The 22,559-nt window shown below is 61.0% G+C and carries 9 protein-coding genes; 4 read left to right on the top strand and 5 right to left on the bottom strand.

Features of this window, described 5'->3' with window-relative positions; translation table 11 throughout:
• Nucleotides 1-8: 8 nt before the first annotated feature.
• The 4 genes from DyAD56_RS19820 to DyAD56_RS19805 all read right to left on the bottom strand — a co-directional run bounded on the left by DyAD56_RS19820 (nt 9) and on the right by DyAD56_RS19805 (nt 15,988).
• Nucleotides 9-560 carry an RNA 2'-phosphotransferase gene (locus tag DyAD56_RS19820; protein ID WP_199179054.1) on the bottom strand — a complete coding sequence of 184 codons (552 nt, stop codon included), beginning with the start codon at nt 558-560 and terminating at the stop codon, nt 9-11.
• Complete coding sequence (locus DyAD56_RS23680; protein WP_146010575.1) at nt 553-909, bottom strand: hypothetical protein; 357 nt, start codon at nt 907-909, stop codon at nt 553-555. The genes DyAD56_RS19820 and DyAD56_RS23680 overlap by 8 nt, the downstream gene beginning before the upstream one ends.
• Entirely contained in the window at nt 909-15,026 is a 14,118-nt protein-coding gene (locus DyAD56_RS19810; protein WP_102304563.1) for a putative Ig domain-containing protein, read from the bottom strand. The genes DyAD56_RS23680 and DyAD56_RS19810 overlap by 1 nt, the downstream gene beginning before the upstream one ends.
• A 740-nt stretch (nt 15,027-15,766) precedes the next feature.
• Nucleotides 15,767-15,988, bottom strand: coding sequence for a TonB-dependent receptor (locus DyAD56_RS19805; protein ID WP_102304562.1), 222 nt, complete (start codon nt 15,986-15,988; stop codon nt 15,767-15,769).
• A gap of 936 nt (nt 15,989-16,924) precedes the next feature.
• Here DyAD56_RS19805 and DyAD56_RS19795 point away from each other — a divergent pair.
• The 3 genes from DyAD56_RS19795 (at nt 16,925) to DyAD56_RS19785 (ending at nt 18,463) form a co-directional block, all read left to right on the top strand.
• Nucleotides 16,925-17,596 carry a methyltransferase domain-containing protein gene (locus tag DyAD56_RS19795; protein WP_102304560.1) on the top strand — a complete coding sequence of 224 codons (672 nt, stop codon included), beginning with the start codon at nt 16,925-16,927 and terminating at the stop codon, nt 17,594-17,596.
• On the top strand, nt 17,593-17,919 hold the full coding sequence (locus DyAD56_RS19790) for a YkgJ family cysteine cluster protein (RefSeq protein WP_102304559.1): 327 nt from the start codon (nt 17,593-17,595) through the stop codon (nt 17,917-17,919). The genes DyAD56_RS19795 and DyAD56_RS19790 overlap by 4 nt, the downstream gene beginning before the upstream one ends.
• 205 nt (nt 17,920-18,124) lie before the next feature.
• Nucleotides 18,125-18,463 (top strand): hypothetical protein, encoded by a 339-nt coding sequence (locus DyAD56_RS19785; protein ID WP_146010574.1) that lies wholly within the window; start codon nt 18,125-18,127, stop codon nt 18,461-18,463.
• A gap of 71 nt (nt 18,464-18,534) precedes the next feature.
• Here DyAD56_RS19785 and DyAD56_RS19780 read toward each other — a convergent pair whose 3' ends face one another.
• Nucleotides 18,535-20,772: an alpha-galactosidase gene (locus DyAD56_RS19780; protein WP_233202697.1), complete on the bottom strand. Its 2,238-nt coding sequence runs from the start codon at nt 20,770-20,772 to the stop codon at nt 18,535-18,537.
• Nucleotides 20,773-21,059: 287 nt separating this feature from the next.
• On the opposite strand from DyAD56_RS19780, the gene DyAD56_RS19775 reads away from it, so the two are divergent.
• Nucleotides 21,060-22,493, top strand: coding sequence for a sugar porter family MFS transporter (locus DyAD56_RS19775; RefSeq protein ID WP_199179053.1), 1,434 nt, complete (start codon nt 21,060-21,062; stop codon nt 22,491-22,493).
• Nucleotides 22,494-22,559 lie beyond the last annotated feature (66 nt).

The following is a 22,559-nucleotide window of genomic DNA, read 5'->3' as shown; positions in this document are numbered from 1 at the left end:
CCATGCGTCTACTCAACAAACGCCGATGGCACAAAGTCAGCAAGCCAAACAAGATCGTTACCACGATAGAACATGACGCCACTGGCGTGCGCTTCCCCCGCGTTCACCAACAGCAAAATTGGCGTTCGCGATTTTCGACTCCCCACCTGCTTGGCGGTGTCTTGGTCAATGGATAGGTGAACGTACTGGCGACCCATGGGCCGAAGTCCATCAGACCTTATGAGCGCGACTGCCTCGGGCGAGGTGCCGTGATATAGCACAGCAGGCGGCTCGGCTGGCTGTTTCAGCAACCTTCCAGGCACGGAGTGCCCATAGAGAGCCCTGATCTTTCCGTCGCGCAATTCGTGCCGCCTCTTATCGGATCGACTGATCATCTCAGTCAGATCAGACTCGCCTAGAACCTGCCACTCATCCGGCCGCTCCGCGCGAAGCGCTGCCAGGAGCTCGCCTACAGGCACCCAGCCTTCGTCATCTAGCTCCAATTCATAGAGCCATGGCTCATGACGTAACGCATGAGAAACAGCCCGGCTAATAGCACCGATATCCAAATAGTCACGCATCAAACTCGCGCGCCTCTTCTTGAACAGCCAATAGCCACGCCTTAAATGACAAATGGCTACCGCGCTCCTCCCAGCCAGGACTGCAAAAGTCATGCACTACCTGTACGGACGGCAACGTTTTTCTGTCCCAGCATGCAACATCATCGCTATCCAGGCGACGCGCAAACGGTACGAGCTCCCGCTCGGGAAAGCGCTTTCTCATTCCATCGTATCTAACGCGCAACCAATTTCCATCCAAAATTTGCCATGGACCTATGTCTCGCAAGCCAGATTGAACTACTTGCAAAAAATCTTCCGGATACAAAAACCATTCCGGCAATTCGTCCAAACGAAGAAGATCAAGAGACATCAGTGCAAAGACCCCGTGTAAGGCGAGCCATAGGGATAGAGGTTACGGAAGGTGGCGCTATTCTGGTTGCCAATTCTATTCGTCACGGCCTCTCCATAGGTGGTAGGAACGCTCCCATTCCTACCAACAAATCGCGAAATGTAGTCGAGATCATTAGGCAACGGATCAGAGAAGTCGAATACTCGTGCCTGAATAGTGACCCCAGCTCGCTGTGCGGCAAGTATTCTCGTATTGTCCAGTGACGTGAGCATGCCATCCGGCATGCGTACGACATCGATGAGCCGATCAGGCTCTACGACAAAACCGTTTTGTTGCATGCTTTCGACCAGCTGTGGAATCGTGGCGCCTTGCTGCTTCACTGTCGTCTGCGAGAAGCGGATCGTATTTGGATCCAGCTCTACCAGATTAGGGTCTGTCCCAGAGGGTGGCACACTCGGCACATCAACTGGCGCCGCAGGGGCATCCAAGGCACCAGTTGTCGCATTCGTGCCACGCAAATTATCAAAAAAGCTTCCGATTGATTTGCCGGCGTCTCCAGCCAGACTGCCAATATCCCTTCCCAGCACAGGAGCGACGGCGACTGCCTCCTTCGCCAGATAGCCGATACCCGCGCCCAGCACCTTGCCTCCGGCAATGCCGATTGCGGCCTGCTCAACACTGTCCGGCATAAAGGTCTGGTAGAACGCGTATTTCAGGCCACCTAAGACAAAAGCAGCTTGATTGCCCTCGCGTAGATTCTGAGCGCCATCATCAACCAGTCCGTCACGAACGATTTCGTTGAAGCCGTGTATCTGTCCGTCGACCTGACCAAGCCAGGACTGATTATTCGCTGCAGATGCAGCCGGCATATTGAGGTTCGTCACCACCGCAGGTGACTCATCAGGCAAGCTAAAGGTCTGCGTGTAATTAACGCCACTAGCGATGCCATCGTTGCGCGCGATGGCATACGAATCGACATACGCATACGGCCACGCCGTGGTCGTCGCCAGACGCCCTTGCTCACCTGCAGACAAATCGACATCCGGAAGCTCGGTGACATGACTGCCGCTCGGGAGTTCCAGTGTCGGCGAATCACTCGTCGTCTTCGCCAAGACAGGCATGTACTGGCTCGAGCCGCCTTGCGCCTCAGCATTTATCTCGTCCTGCATCTCCCGCATGTCTTCAGCTCGAAAATCAGGTATCGGCTGCTGACTCGTGTTCGATGCATTGATGCCAGCGATCGCCGCATTCCCCAACGCATTCCCAAACGCATCCTCCAGAGTCTGGCCCCAACTAGCCACATGGTCGTCACCCAACAGCTTGGTGGTCTCGCGACTGACTCCGCTGGACAGAATGCCCGCCGCCAGATCACCCCCGAACGACCCTGAGCTAAGCCCCAGGCCCTGTAGTGGCTCGCTGACCAGACCCGCATCAGCGGTAATCCCCGAGGTGACCGCAGTGGAGATCAATCCAGCCCAACTGAAGTGCGACGCCTGACCGGTGACCTTCGAAACCAATGAATTACTTGCATATTGGCCTCCGGCCAGAAGCCCGGCGCCGACCGGCTCTAGATGACCTTGACTGTTGGCAACAATGGAGAAGTCATCGCCCTGACCACCAATCGCCCCGCCAATGCCTGCAGTCAAGCCCGACGCAAGGCCACTGGTGAGGGCCGCTGTCAGTGAGAACCCATGGCTGACGCCCATTGCATCGCCAGCCGCCTGCCCTGCCAAGCTCCCCACAAAACCACCGGCCGCGGCTGCGGCCATACTCGCCCCAACCCCCGCAGAGCTCGCGCCAGTCATCGCCGCCGCACCGGCCGCCCACGTAGAGCTTGCTGTTGCGCCCATGGCTTCTGCTGCAAGCCCTGCCGTGTAAATGCTTGCAACGACGATAACTGCCGCCACCACAATCTCCGCCAACCCACTGCAATGACTCGACGGCGGCGGCGGCGGAGCCGCCGGCAGACTCGGCGTCGTACTGCCAATAATCTGCCCCGGGTTATACGGCTTGAACGTGGTTGATGTATTCGCATTCGTCGTCACCGACGGCACAGTGATCGCCTGCCCGACCACCAGGCCATTGTCACCCGTTAATCCATTGGCGGCAGCAATGATGTACGCCAGGCTGCTGTTGCCGTAAACCGACTGGGCGATGCTTTCCAGCGTGTCCCCGGAGGCCACTACGTACTGCGTGGGGTTGCCACTGCTGAAACCGGTGAGCGTGCCGGAGACGTTGATGTCGCCCGCCTCATCCATGTCGCCGATCTGTTGACCGTTGGCGTAGACATAGTGGTCGGTGCCGTTGCCACCATTGGGCGTGAACGTGCTGCCACTGGAGGTGCCGGTGCGACGCTCAAGGATTTCTCCGGTAGCGTTATAGGCGAACACGCGAGTGACGTTCTGGGCGTTGCCGGCACCGTTCTGGCTGGTCTGCGAGACGGCGATGCGCTGGCCGAAGGCGTCGTAGTAGCTGGTGTCGGTGGCGGGCAGATACCCGCTGACGGTCGGTGTGCCGGCCGTGCTCTGCTCCAGATAGCTATCCTTGCGGATGTAGTTGACGGTGTAGTTGGCGCCGTAGGCCGGATTGCCACCCGTCACGCCGGGCTGGTAGAAGCTATAGGAGGTGACGTTATCCTCATGGTCGAAGGCGGTGTACGTCGTGGTGGATGCCATGACGGCCTGGCCGTCGCTGGCGGTCGTGGGCACGGCCGTCTGCCCTTCATCCGGCATGGGGTTGCCGTTCTCCCAGATCAGGCCCAACTGGTGCCAATCGCGCGTCGGGCCGCCCCAGCTCACCTGCTGTGTTACCTGGCCATCAGCGTTGTAGCTTGTGGCCGCGCCATACTCGAGCCACCCGCCAATAGGCATGTACATGGTGCCGTTCGGCATGTCGGGCAGGCCTTGCTCCGGCTCGAGGGCATTGGATGCAAAGTAGTTGTTGTTACCGATCTGATGGCCGTCAGCGTCATACCAATACTTGGTCTGCACGCCCAAATTGCTCTGGCCAATGGTCGTATCAACGAGGTAGTACGACTGCGCCAGTTCATTGCGGCCGTCGTAAACCATCTGCTGGCTCAACAAGTCGCCAGCATTGTAGGTCACGTTGTGGGTAAAGGTAGGGGTATATGCGACCGAATTGACGGAGTTACGGATGACGACGTTACCGGCGGCGTCGTACTGGTTGGCGAACGAGGGGGCTTCGTACGTGCCGCCCGTAAGCACGATCTGTCCATTGCTGAGCGCACCGTTGTTCACCACGGTGCGATTGTCTGCGTCGTAGGTGAACCAGAAGCTCTGGAGGTCGGGCACGCCAGCTTGCGCGGCTTGGACCGTTTGCACGGACTGCGCCTGCATCGCCATGGAGTTGACCCCGGTGGACTTGCCCTGGTAGCCGATGGTGAAGGTGATGCTGGTGGACAGGCCGTTGTTGGCGTCGGTGGCGGTCAGCGTGATCCCGTACGTCAGATAGCTGTCGCGCAGGATGTTGGGGTTGCCCGTGAACGTCAGGGTTGACGCGTTGAAGTACAGCCACGACGGCGCGATACCGCCAGTGGACGATGAGTATGTGTAGTTGATCGCCGCCCCTTGCGGGTCGATGAACTGGTTAGCGATGCTGATGGATACATTCTTTGGATAGGCGAAATCAAACAGCTTGCCGTTCATCGTGCCGACGTACTGCGGCGGCTGGGGCTGGGCGGAAACATTGACCGTGAATGTCTCGCCTACGCCCGCGCCATGGGAGTCAGTGGCCCACATCGCAAAGGTGTAGCTGCCGGGGGACGGCGGCGTGCCGGTGTAGGTATGGTTGGACGCATTGAAACTGATCCACGAAGGCAGGCCGATCCAGCTTGAACCGTTCCAATAGCCCGCCGTGTAGGTGATGACATCGCCGTTGGCGTCAGTAGCTCCGGCCGGCTGATAATTGAAGGTCTGGTACTGCGTCGCCGAAATATTGGTCGCACCAGCGGTGAAGACGGGCGCCACATTTTGCATGTTGATCGTCAGCGTGGTGCTGGCGGTACTTCCAGTGATGGCATCGCGTGCGGTCACCGTGATGTTGTACGCACCTGCCGCCCCACCACCGCTGCAGTAGAACGTAGAGCCGTCAAAGGACACCCAGCTCGGCATGTTGCTGGCGGTATAGGTCATCGTGTTCCCGGTGGGGTCGTAGAACACGTTGGACGGCATTGTGTACTTGAAGACCGCGCCACCCGGCGTATAGGTCTGTGCCGGCATCGTATTGGTTACGGCGATGGGCGCGTACGAGTTATTCATCGTAAACGTGCCCGAGACCGCACCGCCTTGTGCGTTGGTCGCGGTGATCTGGATCTGGTAGCTGCTGATCGTTGCGTAAACCAAGGTCGAGAACGACGACGTTTCGTATGTGATGGCCCTCGGTACGCCAGTGATCGCGCCCGTGGAGGCATTCACACTCAACCCCACCAGATTCATCGTCACCCACGAAGCAGCGATCTGGGTATCGATGGGCTCGCCGCCCTTGTTGATGGTGAGCGTGTGGGCCGGGATGAGCACCAGGCCTGTATAGGTGAGCGCACCGCCATCCGGCTCGGTGAACGCATTGGGCGTGAGTGGCAGATTAACCGACGCACCGCCGATGACGCCGGACTGGTTGGCCAGGTTGCCGTTGTAGACCGGCGGCGGCTGCACGTACTGGGCAACAGTGATGTTGAAATAGCCCTTGACGTACTGCCCTTGCGGGTTCACGCCCTTGACGTAGATGCTGAACGTCTGGCCCACGGCACTCTGCGGCGGCGTGCCGCTGAAGGTGAGCGTGTTGGTGTAGAACGTCATCCAGTCCGGCAGCGCGGAATCGTTTTCCGTCGTCGGCTCGCCCGGAATGGACTGCATCTGGTACGTGCCGGCCGTGTAACTCAGCGTGTCGCCGTCACTTTCGTAGAACGCGCCGGTATTGAAACCGAAGGCGAACTGGCGCGTGCCGTAGACCGTCTGGCTGCTGAGCGTGCCGTTGATGACGGGCGGCGTGGACTGCACGTTGAGCGTGAAGGTCTCCGTGGTCACGCCGCCATTGGCTGCGGTAGCCGTAACGGCAATGGTGTAGGTGCCCACACTGCCCGGCACGGGCGTGCCGGAGAACGCCAGCGTGCTGGCGTTGAAGCTGAGCCACGAAGGTAGTGCCCCACCGCCAGACTGGCTAGCGCTGTAGGTGATGGCGGCGCCGTTTGGATCGGTGGCACCCAGCACGCTGAAGTTTAGCGCGCCGCCCACGCCGCCGATCTGGTTGGCGGCGCCAGCACTGAACACCGGTGCCGCGACGGGCACGTTGACCACGACATTGGTGGTCACGCTCTGGCCGTTGACGTCGGTGGCGGTGACCGCCACCGTCCAACTGCCGGCTGTCGTGGGTGTGCCGCTGAATACACCATTGCTGTTCAACGACAACCAGCTCGGCAGGCCGGTGGCGCTGAAGGTCAGCCCGAAACCGACGTTGTCGGTGAACGTGCCACTGATGTTGGTATTCCAGTAGCTTCCCGCCGGTGCCGTCTGCGTACCAGGACCGCCCGTGGGCGGTGCGCCACTGCCACTGATGGCCGCGGCATTGCCGTAGGCGCTTTGCACGAACACCGCGCGACGGTTGCCGGCCGCGTCGTAGTTGTAGACGGTACGGGTACTGGCAACGCTGTTGTCCGGATTGACCGTGGTTACCGTGGTGATGCGGTTATGGCTGTCGTAGTTGGTGCTGGTGGCGTTATGCACCGCCAGCCCGCCGCCATCCATGGTGTAGGTGGTGTCGTTGGTTTGGTTACCGTTGGCGTCGTACTGATAGGTGTCCCACTCGGAGGTCGCGCCAGCGACCTTTTGCGTGAGTTGCTGGATCTGTCCGTCGGCGTAGTAGCTGTAATCCTGCTCGCTGCCACTGCCGGTAAGCTGGCCCGGCACATAGCCTGGATTACCCTGCCCGCTCGGCGCCCAGTTACTGACCTGCTTCACCAGCAGGCCGGAGCTGGCGTCATAGGTGTAGCTGGTGGTGGCGCCGCTCAGGTCGACGTGCGACTGCACGCGGCCGAAGTAATCGTAGTTCCAGCTTTCCGAATTGCCGTTGGCGTCGGTGTAGCCGATCTTGTTGCCGTTGGCATCGTAGGTGTAGCTCTCCTGCCAACCGCTTTGATGTTGGATGGCGGTCTGGCTGGTCAGTACGCGATGCTGGCTGTCGTAGCTGTAGTAGCTGGTGTTGCCCAGCGCATCGGTGACCTGGATGCGGTCGCCGTTGGAGTCGAGTGCGTATGTTTGCTGCGCCTGCTGCGTGCGGCCGTTGCCAGTGCTGTTCAGCAGGAAATCACCCTGCTGCACGATCTGGCTGAGCGCGTTGTAATTGGTGTAGGTGATGCGTGCGTAGGTGCCGGTGGCGGTGTTAGTCGGCGGGTTCTGCTGCGCGACGGCTCGGCCCAGCGAGTCGTAGCCGGTGTAGGTGCGATTGCCCACGCCATCCTGCGCAATGACCACGTTGCCCACCGCGTCAACGGCATTCCAGCTCTGATTGCCGTTTTCGTCGATGGAGCCGATCTGCCAGCCATCAACGCTGTAGTACCACTCCTTGGTCGGCTGTTGCCACGTGCGTACGCCGCTGGCCGACACGACAAGCACATTCGACTCCACCTGCTGAATCAGGCGGTTTTGGCTGTCGTAGTAGAAGTGGGTGGTGTTGCCGTTTTCGTCGGTCTGCGAGCTGACATTGCCCCACCTGTCATACGTGAAGCGCTGGCCCGTGCCATTGCTGCCCGTGGACGCCGAACTACTCGGCGTGGTGCGCGATACGACCCGACCATCCAGATCAAGGGTATTGACCGTCCAGGTGCGCTGGCTGCCACCCGTTACATAGATGCCATCCACACCTTGATGGCCTGCCAGGTCATATCCGTAGGTATGTATGGCGCCGCTCTTGGCATCCGGAGCCGTGCTGAGCTGACCCGCATTGTTGTAGGTGTACTGGGCCTCCAGACCGTTATTGTCGCCGCGCGCAATCACTTCGCCGAACGCGTTGTACTGCACCTGCGAGTAGGCATCGCTACCACCGACGCCACTGCGCTGCGTCACGGTGCTCAGCTGTTGGTTGTTGGCGTCGTACGTGTAGGTGGTGGTAACGGCCACCGAGCCCGCATTGCCGGTGAGGGTCGAGCTCTGGGTTAGAACATTGCCGTTGTTGTCGTACGTGGTGGCAAACCAGTTGCCCATGGTGTCCGACTCACCCGTCTGATGATTGAGTGCGTCGTAGAAGTAATGCGTGACCTGCGACTGCGAACCCGCAGAAACCGTAGTCGTCAGCAGGTTGCCGAGTGCGTCGTACAGACTGGTGGTGACCGGGCTGACCGTCGTGTACAGGCTGCTGGTGGTCAGGTCTAGCGAGGTATTCGCCAACTGGCTCTGCCAGTTGTCCACCAACACCTGACGCGAGGGGCCCGTGACGCTGATCACTCGACCGGCCGCGTCATAGGCAGTGGTCGTCGTACGTCCGTTTACGGTAAGGCTGGTGAGGCGGCCTTCGCCATCGCACCCGTAGGTGGTGACGCTGCTCGCCGCGGTGGCGCCAGCGGACCAGTTGAACTGGCCAGCCGTACCACCCACTGCATCGTATTCACCGGTGTCGGACTCGCTGTTTTTGCGACCGATGGCGTCGTAGCCGTAAGCAATGACCCGGTCATAACCGGTGGCATAGGTGCCTGCCGCAGGCAACCCTGGCTGGGAGGCCGTGGTGAGGCCACTGGTACCAATGGCCTGCGCGTACTGCGTGACACGGGTGATGCCGCCGAAGGCATCGTAGGCGGTCGTGGTGACGTAACCCACGGGGTCAACCGTCATCACCTGGTGGTTCAGTGCGTCGTAGTAGTTGTACGTGGTGGCCCAGACAGCCGATGAGCTGGTGGAGCCCACCGTCAATGCCGGCTGGATCAGTACAGCGCTGCTGGTCTGGTTGCCATAGGCGTCGTAGGTGAAGGTGGTTGTGGGCGAGCCGTTCGCCCCTTGCCCTGCCAAGGGACCCACCGTCAGCACGATGGCGATCGACGATTGCTGAACCTGGATTTTCTGGTTCAGCTGGTTATAGGTCGTGGTAATGGTGCGATCGCTACCCGATGCAACCAGCCCTTGCTGCACCTGCGCCAGGCTTAGCGGCTGGCCGGCGCCCCAGCCACTGATGGCCCCGACGTTGAGCGCGGTGGCGTAGCGCGTGGTGGTGAGTGCGTTGCCATAGGCATCGTACGTAGTGGCGGTAACGTAGCCATCGCCGTCGATGCTGTAAGCCAGTTCGCCGTCGGCGTTGTATGCCTTGTACTGGTAGTGGCCGTCGGCATCCTCATCCACCACAGCCTGCCCGAGCGCGTTGTACGTCACATGCGTACTGGCCACACCCGCGTAGGTCGTGCTGGTCTGGTGATTGGCGGCATCGTAGCCGTAGTTCGTGGTGTACAGCGTCGTTACATGGGCCGAGTCGGGACCGGTGCCCTGACCGATCGCCGTGACGTTACCGACGCTGTCGTAGCTGTAGGTGGTGTACAGATACTGCGTGGCGGTCTGGTACTGCTGCGTACTGCTGTTGTAACTGCCAACGGTGACAGCGGGGCTTTGCTCGAGCGTCTTACGACCCGCCTTGTCATAAAGCACGTAGGTCTGCTGACCGTCGCGATTCGCGCGGACAGTCTGCAGACCGGTGGCGTCGTACTGGAAACTTGCATTGGTGCCCAGCGCATCGCCCGTCGCGGTGACGCGGCCGGCGGCATCGTAGGTCGTCGTGGTCAGCCGTGCGCCACTGGTGCCGCTGTTAGCAGCACTCACCGCACTCGCCATCGAGGCTACTGTCGCTGTACCCGGCAGGGTGATGGCGTTGGCATAGGCGATGGTCGCGGTAACCCTGCCATCAGCATCGTACTGTGTTTCGGTGACATGGCTGGTGGCGTCGACGCTGTAGCGCAGGCGACCGGTGTTGTCGTACACCTGCGCAGTGACATGGCTCGGCGCACTAGCCAAGGCCTGAGCCACACTACTGGTCGACCATTGCAAAGCCAGCGACTGGCCAGCCGAAAGCGTCAGCAGGCTGCCGTATTGAACGGCGGCAGTGACGCGACCCGCCGCGTCATAGCGCTGCTCGGTTACCTCACCCACAAGCTGGCCATTCACCGTGTTCTGTTGCACGGTGAAGCGCTGACGGCCATCCGCGTCATATAGATGAAGCGTCGCCTGGGCGTTGGCATCGGTATTGCCGGCACCACTGACCAAAGGAGCAAGCGAAGCCAACGCTGTGCCTTGCTGCAAGGCTGCTGCCGTGCTGGCGGAGACGGTGGCAGCGTAGGCGTAGGCAAGCACTTCGCTTAGGCGATCCGCGCTGTCGTAACGCGTCTCCGTCACGTAGCCCGATGGATCGATGCTGTAACGCACCTGACCCTCGGCGTTGTAAGCGGTGTAGGAGACTTGATCCGCCCCCGTCGCCGTGAGATCGGCTTGAACCTGCGCGAGGCTTGGCGCACTGCCCAGCGCACTCAACTGTGCGCTCGTCAGCGGTGTGGCATACGCGTGCACGGAAGTGATGCGACCATCAGCGTCGTACGTCTTTTGCACCACGGCGCCGGTGGCGCCGACGCTCAGGACGGCCTCGTTGGCTTCGTTGTAAACGGTACGCGTGATGTTCCCATTCGCGTCCGTGACGCTGGTGAGATTGTCGTTGCTGTCGTACGTGTAGCTGGTAGCGAGGTGCAGGCCGGATGGATCGACGATCGTCTGACTCAGGCGTTCCAGGTTGTCGTACACATACTGGGTAGTCCGTGCTGCACTCGTGCCTGCGCCCACGGTGACGGTGAGCTGCCTGCCGGCACCGTCGTACGTGTAGGTGGTGGTGAGGTTGAGCTTGCCGGTACCGGCATCCTGCACCTGGGTCAGCACATGGCCATCGGCGTCGTAGCTGTACGCGGTCACCGAGCCGGTGGGATCGGTAACGCTCAGTTCGCGGCCTTCACCGTCATAAGCGTAGCTCGTGACAAGATTCAGGCCTGACGGATCGACCGTACGAACCAACACGTGGCCGCTGGCATCGTAGGTGTAGGTAACGACGTGGCCGGTAGCGTCCGTCGTCTGAGTCAGGTGGCCGTCCGCGTCGTACTGATTGCTGCTGAGGTTGCCCAGCGCATCCTTGGTGGTGAGCAGATTGCCGTCGCCGTCGTACGTGTAGGTGGTGACGTCGCCGGCACCGTCCGTGACGGTCACCACATCGCCAAAGGCATCGCGCACCGTGGTCACGGTGACGCCGTCGGCCGTGGTGACGATGGTTTTGTGATTGGCCAGGTCGTACTGGTACGTGGTGACGTTGCCAGCACCATCGGTCGTGTACATCACGCGATCAAACGCATCGTAGGTCGTCTGCGTGGTGCGTGTCGCGCCCTGCACGACTTGCGAGGAACTCACCTGGCGGCCGAGATTGTCGTAGCTGTAGGTGATGGTGTTACCGCGCGCATCGGTCGTGCTTGTCACGCGACCAAAGGCGTCGTAGGCGTTACTTGTACTGCTGGCAACGGCGCTGCCTGCACCATCCGTTTGGCCAGTGCGCTCGCCACGCGCGTCATAGGCGTAGGTGGTGATGGTGCTATTGGCTGCGGCCAATGCGTTATTGGGGCCACTCAACTGCTGTTGCTGCTGTATCAGGTCACCGAAGGCGTCGTAGATGCTGGCGGTCTGGTAACCGAGCTGATCGATCGTGCCGGCGACCTGGCCGTCGAGCGTGTAGGTATAGGTTGCAGTACTATCCGTGGCCGGGTTGGCCAGCGCAGTTGCCGCAGCGGCCACCTGCGCCGTGGTCGCGTTTGCAGCATTAAGTGTGCTGCCACTGCTTGTGCCGGTAATAAGTGTAAGCATGCCGGCGTAGCGACGCGTGCTCGCCACCTGGCCGAACGCGTTGTAGGTATAGGCGACCAGGTCACCATTCGCATTGAGCGTGGCACCGCTGGGCTGACCCTGCACCGTGTATGCGACGCGACCATCGGCGTCGTAATAGGTCCAGGTGGTATTGCCCAGGGCATCCGTGGCTGTGGTGCGCTGGCCCAGTACGTTGTACGTATACGTGGTGACCTTGCCATTGCCATCCGTGGCAGTGGCGACATCGCCGAAGGCGTCATAGGTGGCGCTGGTCGTGCGTGCACTGCCCTGGCCGGTGGCGGGTGTGCTCGTCTTGGACAACAACTGGCCGACGGTGTTGTAGCTGTATACGGTTACCGTTCCATCCACCGCGGCGAGCTGGGACAGCCGCCCATCGGCGTCGTAAGCACTGGTGGTCGACTGGGTGGCGGGCGATGAGCCGAGCAACGCCACGAGAGCCGCGGTGCTCTCGCTGCCGGTGAGGGAGCTGAGCTGCGCGGAGGTCAGCGCGGTGCCGTAACGCGTATCGACAACGGTGTGCGCGGTCTGGTCATAGGACGTCGTCGTCAGGTAACCATCTGCGTCGATCTGCGCAACAACCTGGCCCTGGTCGTTGTAGTACGTACGAGTGGTCTGGTCAGCCGGATTCGTGACGATGTCTGCCTGCACCACAGCCAGCGCTGGCGTGGCGCCCAGGGCGGCTATCTGGGTAGAAGTGAGTGCAGTGGCGTAACCCGTGGTCTTTACGATTCGACCGGCCGCGTCATAGGTTGAGACAGTGACATAGCCGGCAGCATCGACGCTCGCCACCGGACGATTGTCGGCGTCGTAAATGATATGCGTGGTCCGATCGTTGGCGCTGGTGACCAGGTCCGCCTGCAAGGCGCTCCAGCTCGGCGCTGCACCAAGACTCGTCAATTGCGTGCCGGTCAGCGCCGTGGCGTAGGCCGTGGTGCCAAGCGCATTGCCTTCACCGTCGTACGCGGTGGTCACGACGTTACCCACCGCATCAATGGTGGCAATGACGCGACCTGCTGCGTCATATAGCGTGTGCGCGGTACGGTCGTTTGCGGTGCTCGTGGGCACCGGCAGGCTGGCGGGGTAGCTGCTGGTAAGGGCGCCGCCACTGACCCAGCCAACGGTGCTGAGCAAGGTCGCGTACCGCGTGGTGGCGATGACATGCCCGTCTGCGTCGTACGTATAGGCGATCACCGCGCCCGTTGCATCCACCATGCCGGCGACGCGGCCATCCGCATCGTAAAAGGTGTAGCTGACGTTGCCGGCCGGATCGATGGTCGCCACCGGCTGCCCGGCAGCGTTGTACAGATACGACGTGACGCGACTGGCCTGCCCGCTGGCCGATTGGGTACTACTGACCAGTTCGCCAGCACTGTTGCGCACCTGCGTGGTGGTCAGGCCATTCGCCTGGGTGATGGCCAGCTGGTTGCCGCTGTCGGTATAGACGTAGCTGGTGACGTTGCCTACCGGATCTGTGCTGCTGAGCAGGCGACCAAGGCCGTCGTACGTGTAGCTGGTGGTCTCCAGGGTGGTGCGATTGCTACCGCGCGCCGTCGCACTCTGTAGCAAGCGCCCCTGGGCGTCATAGGTGAAGCGGGTGACCGTGGCGCCGATGTCGCCACTGAGCGTGCCTTGCCCGCTGCTATTGAGCACATCCCACTGGATTGACTGGCTCAGCTGGCCGCGTACGTCGTAGCTGTAGTCTGTGCGCACCATTTGGCCAAGCACAGCTTGTACGTTGCCGCCCGCCACCCAGCCCTGCAATTGCGCCAGGGTCGGCGGCGTGCTCGGACTCAGCCCTGCCAGGGCGTAGCTCACACCCACGTATTGCTTGGTGCTGGTCAGCACCGTCAACCCACTGCTGGTGCCGTAGTCGTGCTCGGTGACGTTGCCCACCGGGTCGATCACATAGTTGAGGCGATCGCTGGCGTCGTACACGTAGTACGTGGTCTGCGCGCCACTGGGAGCCACGTAGCCGCTCTGCCCGGCCACGCCCTGGGCGGCCACGCTATAAGTGGTCTGGCTGATGACCTGGTTGTCTGCGTTGTAGGTGTAAGTGACGGTGTGGCCGGTCGAGTCTTCCGCACTCAGGCGATTACCGTTGGCGTCGTAGGTGTAGCTAGTGATGCCGCCGTTGGCGTCGGTGACCTGCAGCACGTTGCCATTGGCGTCGTAGCTGTACTGGGTGGTCGGGCTGCTGCCGTTCACGGCTGGCGCCGCCACTTGGGCGAGCTGGCCGGCGGCGTTGTAAGTGTAGGTGGTGATATTGCCGAGGCCGTCGGTCACCGTGGTGGTGTCGGTGGCTAGGTTGTAGCCCAGCGTGAGCGTTTGCGCCGCGGCGCCCGTACCAGTGGTGATGGTGGCGACACGTTCGGTGCCATTGCTGTCCGCGGCGTAGGTGTAGCTGACGGTGGTGCCGTCACTCTGGGTCACCGAGGTGACACGGTCGCTGGTGCCGTCGTAGGTATAGCTGGTGCTGTAGCTGGCGGTACTGCTGCTATGGGTGTCTGAGGCCAACGTGGTGGTGACCGTCTGCAGGCGGCCCTGGCTGTCGTAGCCGTAGGTCACCTGCTGGCGCACGACGGCGGTACTGCCGCCCGGCGGAATCTCACTGATCGTCAGGCTGGTCAGGGCGCCGTTGGTGTATCCCAACTGCAGTTGATCGCCGTCGCTGGCGGTGATGGTGTTCAGGGTGTTGCTGGCGTTGTAGCCGAAGCTGTAGCTCGCGCCGGTCTCCGGGTCGCTCAGGGTCTGCAGCTGGCCACTGGCGTTGTAGGTTTCCTGCACGCGACTGGCGCCTTCGGTCCAGGTCCAGTTAGACGTGGTCGCGTTCCATGACAACCTATCGCCAGCGCCGCTTTGCCCTTGGCTCACGTATACGCCCAGGGTGGCGTTGTAAGCGTAGGTGACGGTGGAGCCGTCATCGGCAATGCGCGAGAGCGTGCTGCCTGCGGTATTCAGGGTGCCGGTGACAGCACTCAGGTTGCGCGTAAAACCAAACAACCACCCCTGGTTGCCGCTCGCTTGCCCGAGGCTGTTATAGGTGCGCAGCAGATTCAGAGGGAGCCCGTCGACGATGAGGCCTTCATCGGCGTTCTGCAGCACCAGGTTGCCGGTGGCCAGGTTGAGGTATTGACCGCCCCCGGCCTGCCCGATGGACGCCTGTCCTCCTGACGTTTGCCCCAACTGGGTCAAGGACGTGTTACCCAGACCCAGACCGCTCCCCGAAATGACTGCGACCATTCGACCAATCCCCAGATAGGCTCAGTAAGTAGGCCCCACGCAAAGCTGGGCCTCTGATGTCTATCCAGGATGAAAGGAAGAAGTTTAGGGGTCCGATCGTTTTTTTCTTCACCCCCCCCCGAAAGAAGCCGCGGGGCATTCCCCAGGTGACACACGGGAGCCCTCCTGTGAGGGCCGCGCCACCAGAGGCGTCGTTTGGGGCAGCCAAACTGGCTCTGCAGGTCGAGAGCAGCCCCGCCTCACCCACGATAACGCCCGCCACCAATTACCCCCAGCCACTACCCCGAATCCCCGCCCTCAACCGAGGCGACCATTCGGGCGCTTCAGGCTCAAATCCATCGGCAGCCCAGCATCCACGACTAATGATGGCCCCGGGGTATACAGCGAACCGCGGATGCCCTGGCTCCGCCCGTTGGAGTCAAGCGACACGCTCGACATGGGTGTCGGATAAATCGACAGATGAGCGCATCCACCCAATCGAGTACGCGATCGATACGAGGGCCGAGCAAAGCAACGCAACCTATCAGACCAGCAGCGACGCTCTTGCAGATGAAAGCGTCAGGCATTCATGCCGGTAACGCGATAAGTAAGGCGGCCTCGAAGCTAATGTCCGCTGCGGTTCGAAAACGTAATATGCAGCTCGTTTCGCCAACACATGTTCGTAGTGTGTGCGAACGTGATCGCATGAAGGGCATACAAGGTCCGGTCGCGTGCGAGGCAACGCTACGCGCCAATGGCAGTCAGTGCTCGTTGACCCATATCTCCTCGATGTCCTCCATCACGGCGAGCTTTACGTCAGGACTCTGCCGTTTCGAAACGTCGAAGACGCGTCCATGCCGCACCCCTCGATAGATCCCGCTCTTCCTGAAGGTAGCGGCCCAAATGACACTATCCAGCGCCGCCGCATCGTACTGAGCGGTGTAATCAAAGCCATTGCTGGTGATGCCAGATAGATCATGCATAGCCGCCCCTCCACGGAATACCGTGAAGTGACACTACTCCTCCGATGAAGGTTACATGTGAAGGTACGGGATGGCCCGGAAGCGCTCTCGCATGATGCCCGCGTGGAACATAAAGCGAAGAAACTAACATTTGGCGATCCACAAGGGCGTATGGTGGGCTAGTTCACCCTACTTCTCCGCGCTCACTCACATGAAGTGTGCACGGAAGTTCGCGACCAAGAGCGCATGATCACGCATCAAACCCGGGGTTTGAGTTGCAAGCAATGGGCGCTATTGAGTGAGGTCGTAAAGCGCTGTCCGTTGTCGCTATACGCCATTGGACATGTTGCCGATCTACGCCGTCTCCGCGAGGCTGATTTTGTTACCGTGGATCGGGCGGTGGTGTGTGCTACTCGCCTTGGCATGGAAGCGCTTTGGTATCACAGCCTTCATTAGTCGATAGACCGTTTTCTTCCATATCGATCACTCGAACTCGAGAGATCGATATGGCCTGTGCGTCCCCCGATTGCCAAGGAACTTGCCCATGGCGCCACCTACCAAGCCGATCTCGCTATCTGATATCCATGACGTTTACCGCGGCTCTGCAAAGAAGCGCGATACAACCGAGGTGGAGCACAACTACCGGAAAACCGATCGTTTTTCGCGCGATGCAGGCCATTCCGGCGCGACCTCCAATCGCCCGCCATCATCTACTGGACGCAGGATGCGGTAGCGCGCGATTTGAACCAAGGGCAACGCCGTCGCTTACTCGATCAAGGCCAACGCCAAGTCAGGTCAAGTGTCGGCTCATGACGCGAGTCACCTGCGTGACGCGAGGTGTACTGTGAGTTACGCAAGTACATCCTCGTCTCTCGTGTCATGATTGGCCCGTTGGGCTACATGCCTCGCTCCCCTCTTTCACCTCGCCCTCTTTGAAGGGCCTCCCCGGGAGCATCAATGCAAGTCTATGCAACCCGCAACGAGCAGCTCTCTATCGGTGGTCACACGTACCGCCTGCGGGTTCTGAGCGATAAGCAGCAGTTTTCCGACCCCAAAGGGCACCGTAAACACACGGGGCTTTCGGCTACGCAATGGGGGCTTTTCGGTCAGCTCTGGCCATCGGAGCGTCTTCTCGCCCAGGCCATGCATCGCTTCGCTCTAGACGGAAAGCGCATCCTCGAACTGGGGTGCGGCATCGGATTGGCCTGCCTTGTCCTCAAGCGTCGTGGCGCCGATATCGTTGCATCGGACGTACACCCCTTGGCCAAGTCGTTCCTTAGCTATAACGCAGCACTTAACGCACTACCCACCGTTGACTTCCATCGACTCCCCTGGGATGCCCCCGAGCTATCGATAGGTCGCTTCGATGCCATTATTGCGAGTGATGTGCTGTACGAATCGGCACAAGCGCGACTACTCGCCGAAGTCGTCAAGCGGCACGCCTACCCATCGGCGGAGGTGGTGATTACCGACCCCGGCAGTGACCACAGTCAGCACTTCACCCAGCTATTGGCGGAGCAACACTTCGTACTCACCGAAGAGCGCTGCCCCATGGATGACCGCGATACACCACCGTACCGTGGCAACCTACTGCACTACATTCGAGGCGGAGAGCCTTCTTGCACATGATTCAGACAGCCAACGCCGCCAAAGACCCCGCACAGTGCTCCTTGTGCGAGGCCGTTTGCTGTCGTCTCACGGTCGTCCTGCAACCGGAAGATTCCATCCCCAGCCACCTCACCACCCACTCGCCAGAAGGCTTGCATGTGATGAAGCGAGGAGAGGACGGCTGGTGCGTAGCCTTGAACAGCGTACGCATGAACTGTGGAATCTATGAAAGCCGTCCCGCTGTATGCCGCCGCTTTGTGATGAATGGACCCTATTGCAAGAGCGTTCGCGCCGAGTACAACGACCCCGTAGCCGTCAGCGCACGGTACGAATCGGCCGCGTAGGTTTTACTGCGCGCCCCAGCCACACGTCGAACCACTCTACCGCCCAGTAGCGACCGGACCCCAACCTGGCCGGATTGAAGCCGCTCGCCCGAAGGATTTCCTTCCTGGCGTGCTCAAACGTCTTACTGGTGAGAGGTGGTCTTCCTACGCTCACCCCGCATCCGTGTACCGGCCGCCAAGTATTGGCTTTCGTTCGCGGTTATGGATGTCACCTCTTGCCTTTAAATCGTTAGTCTTGAATGTGGCCACGGTGACAGTGATGCCTTTAAGTCAAAACCAAATAGATAACGAAATTAGATACTTGGCAGCAATCGTTCCATGCATGCTGCAGCCGAATGGCAGCGCAAAGTATTGGATCGAATTTTTTGACCGCGCCAATGCGATCAAAGACCGGGTTCCACCCGGTCAGCGGGACTGGGTAAGGGAAAAGGTCTACGACCTGCTAGCTAGAAGCAACCTCTCCCCGCCCTGGAAAAAGGCGCGAAGTGGCGGAGCGGACACAGGCAAGGTTTATGCGTTCCCGACAGGCTTGCGCATTGCCTGAGCGCAAAGAGCAATGGATCACCCTCGTCGCCGCCATGCGCACTGGGTTCTCCGTAGCGGATCAATGATCCGCTACGACCCCACTCGCTCGAACACCACACCGGCCGCCTGCAGATCACCGCGGACGTCTAAGCCGATGCCTTGGTTCATCCAATACGTACCACTGGCTTCGACGGGTGTGCCTTCTACAGCCTCGCCATGAATCAGGCGATAGCGGTAGCGCGCTTGCGGATCCAGTCCGCGCAGACGCAACGTGGGATACGACTCGGCTTCGTGGCCTTGCCGCTGGAAGGCGAACAACACGGCCTGGCTTCCGTCGACGGCCACCGACTCAGTAGCTGATCGCGGCGACTCGTCGCGCGGCGACAACAAGCGGTACAACAGGCCGCGCTGCACGGTAGTGCGGATGCGCTTGTACTCGGCCACATAGCGCTGCGCGATCGCGCTTTCTTCCGGCGTCCATTCAAGGATGTTGGCGCCAATGCCGAGCCCGCCCTGCATCGAAGACAAGAAACGGAAGTCCAGCGAGCTGCGCCGGTCGTTCACCCAGTTCGGCGAACCGGTGACCCAGGCCATCATCACGCCGGGGGCATAGGCGTAGGTGAAACCATCCTGGATGGACAGACGGTCTGACGGATCGGTGTTGTCCGAGGGCCACACCTCGTCGGTCAGGCCGATGATGCCCAGGTCCACGCGCGCGCCACCGCCGGAGCATGACTCGATCTCCACACCAGGATGCCGCGCGCGCAGCCGGCGGATGATGTCGTACAGGTTGTCGGTAAAGGCTACATAGACTTTCTGCTGTTCCTCAGGCGCAACCTCCGGCCAGCCCGGCTCGGTCCAGTTGCGGTTGTAGTCCCACTTGAGAAATTGAATGTCGTTGCCTGACAGCAAGCGATCGAGCTCGCCATACACGTAATCGGCGACGTCCTTGCGAGCAAGGTTGAGCACGAGCTGGTTGCGCCCCTCGCTACGCGGACGGCCATCGAAGTGCAGCGCCCAATCCGGGTGCGCGCGGTACAGATCGCTATCGGGATTGACCATCTCGGGCTCGACCCATAGACCGAAGCTCATGCCCAGCCCATGCACCTTGCTGATCAGCGGTGCGAGGCCGTGCGGAAATTTGTCGCGATTGACCGTCCAGTCGCCCAGGCCTGCGTGATCGCTGTTGCGCGCGCCGAACCAGCCATCATCAACGACGAAGCGCTCCACACCGAGCTTGGCCGCCGCCTCCGCCAGCTTCTCCTGGCCGGCTTCATCAACCTTGAACTCGGTGGCCTCCCATGAGTTGTACAACACCGGCCGAAGCTTGGTTTCGGCATGCTCGGGCAGCACGGCGTTCATCTCGAAACGGTGCATCAACCGCGATGCCTCACCGACACCGCCCGAGGTGTAGCCCGCGTAGAACACGGGTGTTTGCAGCGACTGCCCAGGGGCCAGCCGATAGGCGAAGTCGAACGGATTGAAGCCACCGGTGACGCGCACCTGATGCAGCACGTCCTGGTCAACGCGGATGTGCCAGGAGCCACTCCAGGCCAACGCGCCGAACCACACGTCGCCGTGCTCCTCATTCCACTGACCGCCACGCTCAATGGCGAACCACGGGTTGTTCTGGTCGCCAGTGGTGCCGCGCCGGCTACCAAGCTCGGTGGCGCCCGGCACGATGGCGCGAGTCTGCAGATGCCATTCGCGCGCCCAGGCGCCGGTGAGGTAGCGCAGCGAGTAGTCATCGCCTGCCGGCAGGTTCCAACTCGCTGCCGAGGCCTCATCGACAGTCATCGCCTGCGCGGTGCGATTTTCGATGCGCGCGGAGCGGCCGATGATGCCTGTCGCCGGGTCGACTGTGTAGCGCAGCCACACTGACACATCGAGACGGATATCACGCAGCTCCACCTCAAGCGTGTTGCCATCGATGCGATGACTTGCGTAATGCAGCACCAAATCGCGATTGCCGTCAGCGAAATGGGCTTTTAGGTCCGGCGCGATGGTGATGCGACCGCCCCAGCCTGCGTACTCCTGGGGCGACGTGCTGCCGGGCGAGTCGAACGAGGAGTACCCCGGCGATACATGCGCAGGGCCCAGCGGATCATCCGCAGCCAGTCGCGCACCCCAATAGAGCGTCTGCAACATGCCTTCGGGATCCATGCCAAAAGCGTAGGTGACGTGCCCCGCATCGATCCGGAACAGCTTGTGCGCAGCGTCGTAACGGATCACCGATCCAGCACTGGCCGCCGCTTTTGCTGCAGCGGGCGAGGCGGCGAGCGACATTGGCGCAGCACCGCCCCATAGAAAGCTCAACACGAGTGCCATGGCGCACATTTTGCCGCTGGAATGTCGCATCACCTGGCGCGCTCCTCAAAGATTGTTGCAGCCATCACGTCATCGTGCTCCGCGATTTTGAATAGACGCCCATGACGCAACACGCCGAGCGAGTGGATTCATGGATGCAAACATATTGTATGACTATTGGCAACAAGTCATCGATAAATAGGCGATAACACGTCCTTGCTTCTTGTCTTTTTGTATGACAATTTACAAAACAAGACGCACATGCCACACCCACTCGGGCGCACCCTGCCCGCGGAGCCGATGTCCTCATGCATAACGATTTCTCGATGCCGGGCACCCTGCCCGACAGCGCCGCCGTCGCACCCACCGCCTACCTCTGGCTGATCTGCCTGGTAGCGGCACTCGGCGGGCTGCTGTTTGGCTACGACTGGGTAGTAATCGGTGGCGCCAAGCTGTTCTACGAGACTTACTTTGGCGTGCGCAACCCAGCCATGTCCGGCTGGCTGATGAGCTCGGCGCTGGTCGGCTGCATCGTTGGCGCCATGTGCGCAGGCATGCTCGCGGACCGCTATGGCCGCCGCCCCTCGCTGATCATCGCGTCGGTATTGTTTGTTGTCAGCGCGATCGGTGCCGCCGAAGCAAATGACGCACTCTCGTTTGCAGCGTTCCGTATCGTCGGCGGCATCGGTATCGGCCTGGCTTCCGGCCTGTCACCGATGTATATCGCGGAGGTCAGCCCAGCGGCAGTCCGTGGCCGCCTGGTTGCGATCAATCAGCTAACTATCGTGATCGGCGTACTACTCGCTCAGCTGGTCAACCTATGGATCGCTCGTCCGGTGCCAGCGGACATGGACGCCGCAGCACTATTGCAATCGTGGAACGTGCAGCATGGCTGGCGCTGGATGTTCCTTTCCGGTGGCGTGCCCGCGGTGCTTTTCCTGCTGCTTGCACTGACGATTCCCGAGTCACCGCGCTGGCTGAGTCGGCGCGGCCGCGATGCTCAGGCCGTCACCGTACTTGAACGCGTTGGCGGCGCAGATTACGCGCGCGAAGTGCTCGCAGCGATCCGAGCGACTCACGACGGGGCAACCAGCAACGCTAGGCGCTTTTCACTGTTGGCACCTGAAGTACGACCCATCCTGGTGATTGGCGTAGTGCTGGCTGTGTTTCAGCAGTGGTGCGGCATCAACGTGATCTTCAACTATGCGCAGGACATCTTCGCGTCAGCCGGCTTCGACGTGAATGATGCACTCAAGTCCATCGTCGCCACCGGCACGGTGAACCTGGTGTTCACCGTGCTCGCGTTGCGGCTGGTCGATAGCTGGGGGCGCCGCCGCCTGATGCTGGTCGGCGCGAGTGCATTGGCCATCATCTATGCACTGATCGGCGCCGCCTACGCGCTGCACGTAACGGGCCTGCCCGTGCTACTGCTGGTACTGGCGGCTATTGCCGTGTACGCCACCACACTGGCGCCAGTGACCTGGGTGCTACTGGCCGAGATCTTCCCTGACCGCATCCGCGCGCAAGCCGTGGCATTGGGTGTGTTCTCCCTATGGACCGCCTGCTTCGTGCTTACCTACACATTTCCCTGGCTCAATGCGCGCCTGGGGCCTGCGGGCAGCTTCTGGACCTATGGATTGATCTGCGCGAGCGGCTTCGTGTTCATTCTGCGACGCGTGCCCGAAACGGCCGGCGTACCGTTGGAGGCGATGGAAGCGCGATTGACGGGCCGCACGGATTGAATCGTCGCCACAGCCCGGCGTGAGACCAGACTGGCGGGAGCGATCTCCCGCCTTCCAGCCGAGCAA

Source organism: Dyella sp. AD56, assembly GCF_002878475.1.
Lineage (GTDB): Bacteria > Pseudomonadota > Gammaproteobacteria > Xanthomonadales > Rhodanobacteraceae > Dyella.
The sequence above is the reverse complement of the archived record's forward strand: the minus strand, read 5'-3'. Positions and strand labels throughout refer to the sequence as shown.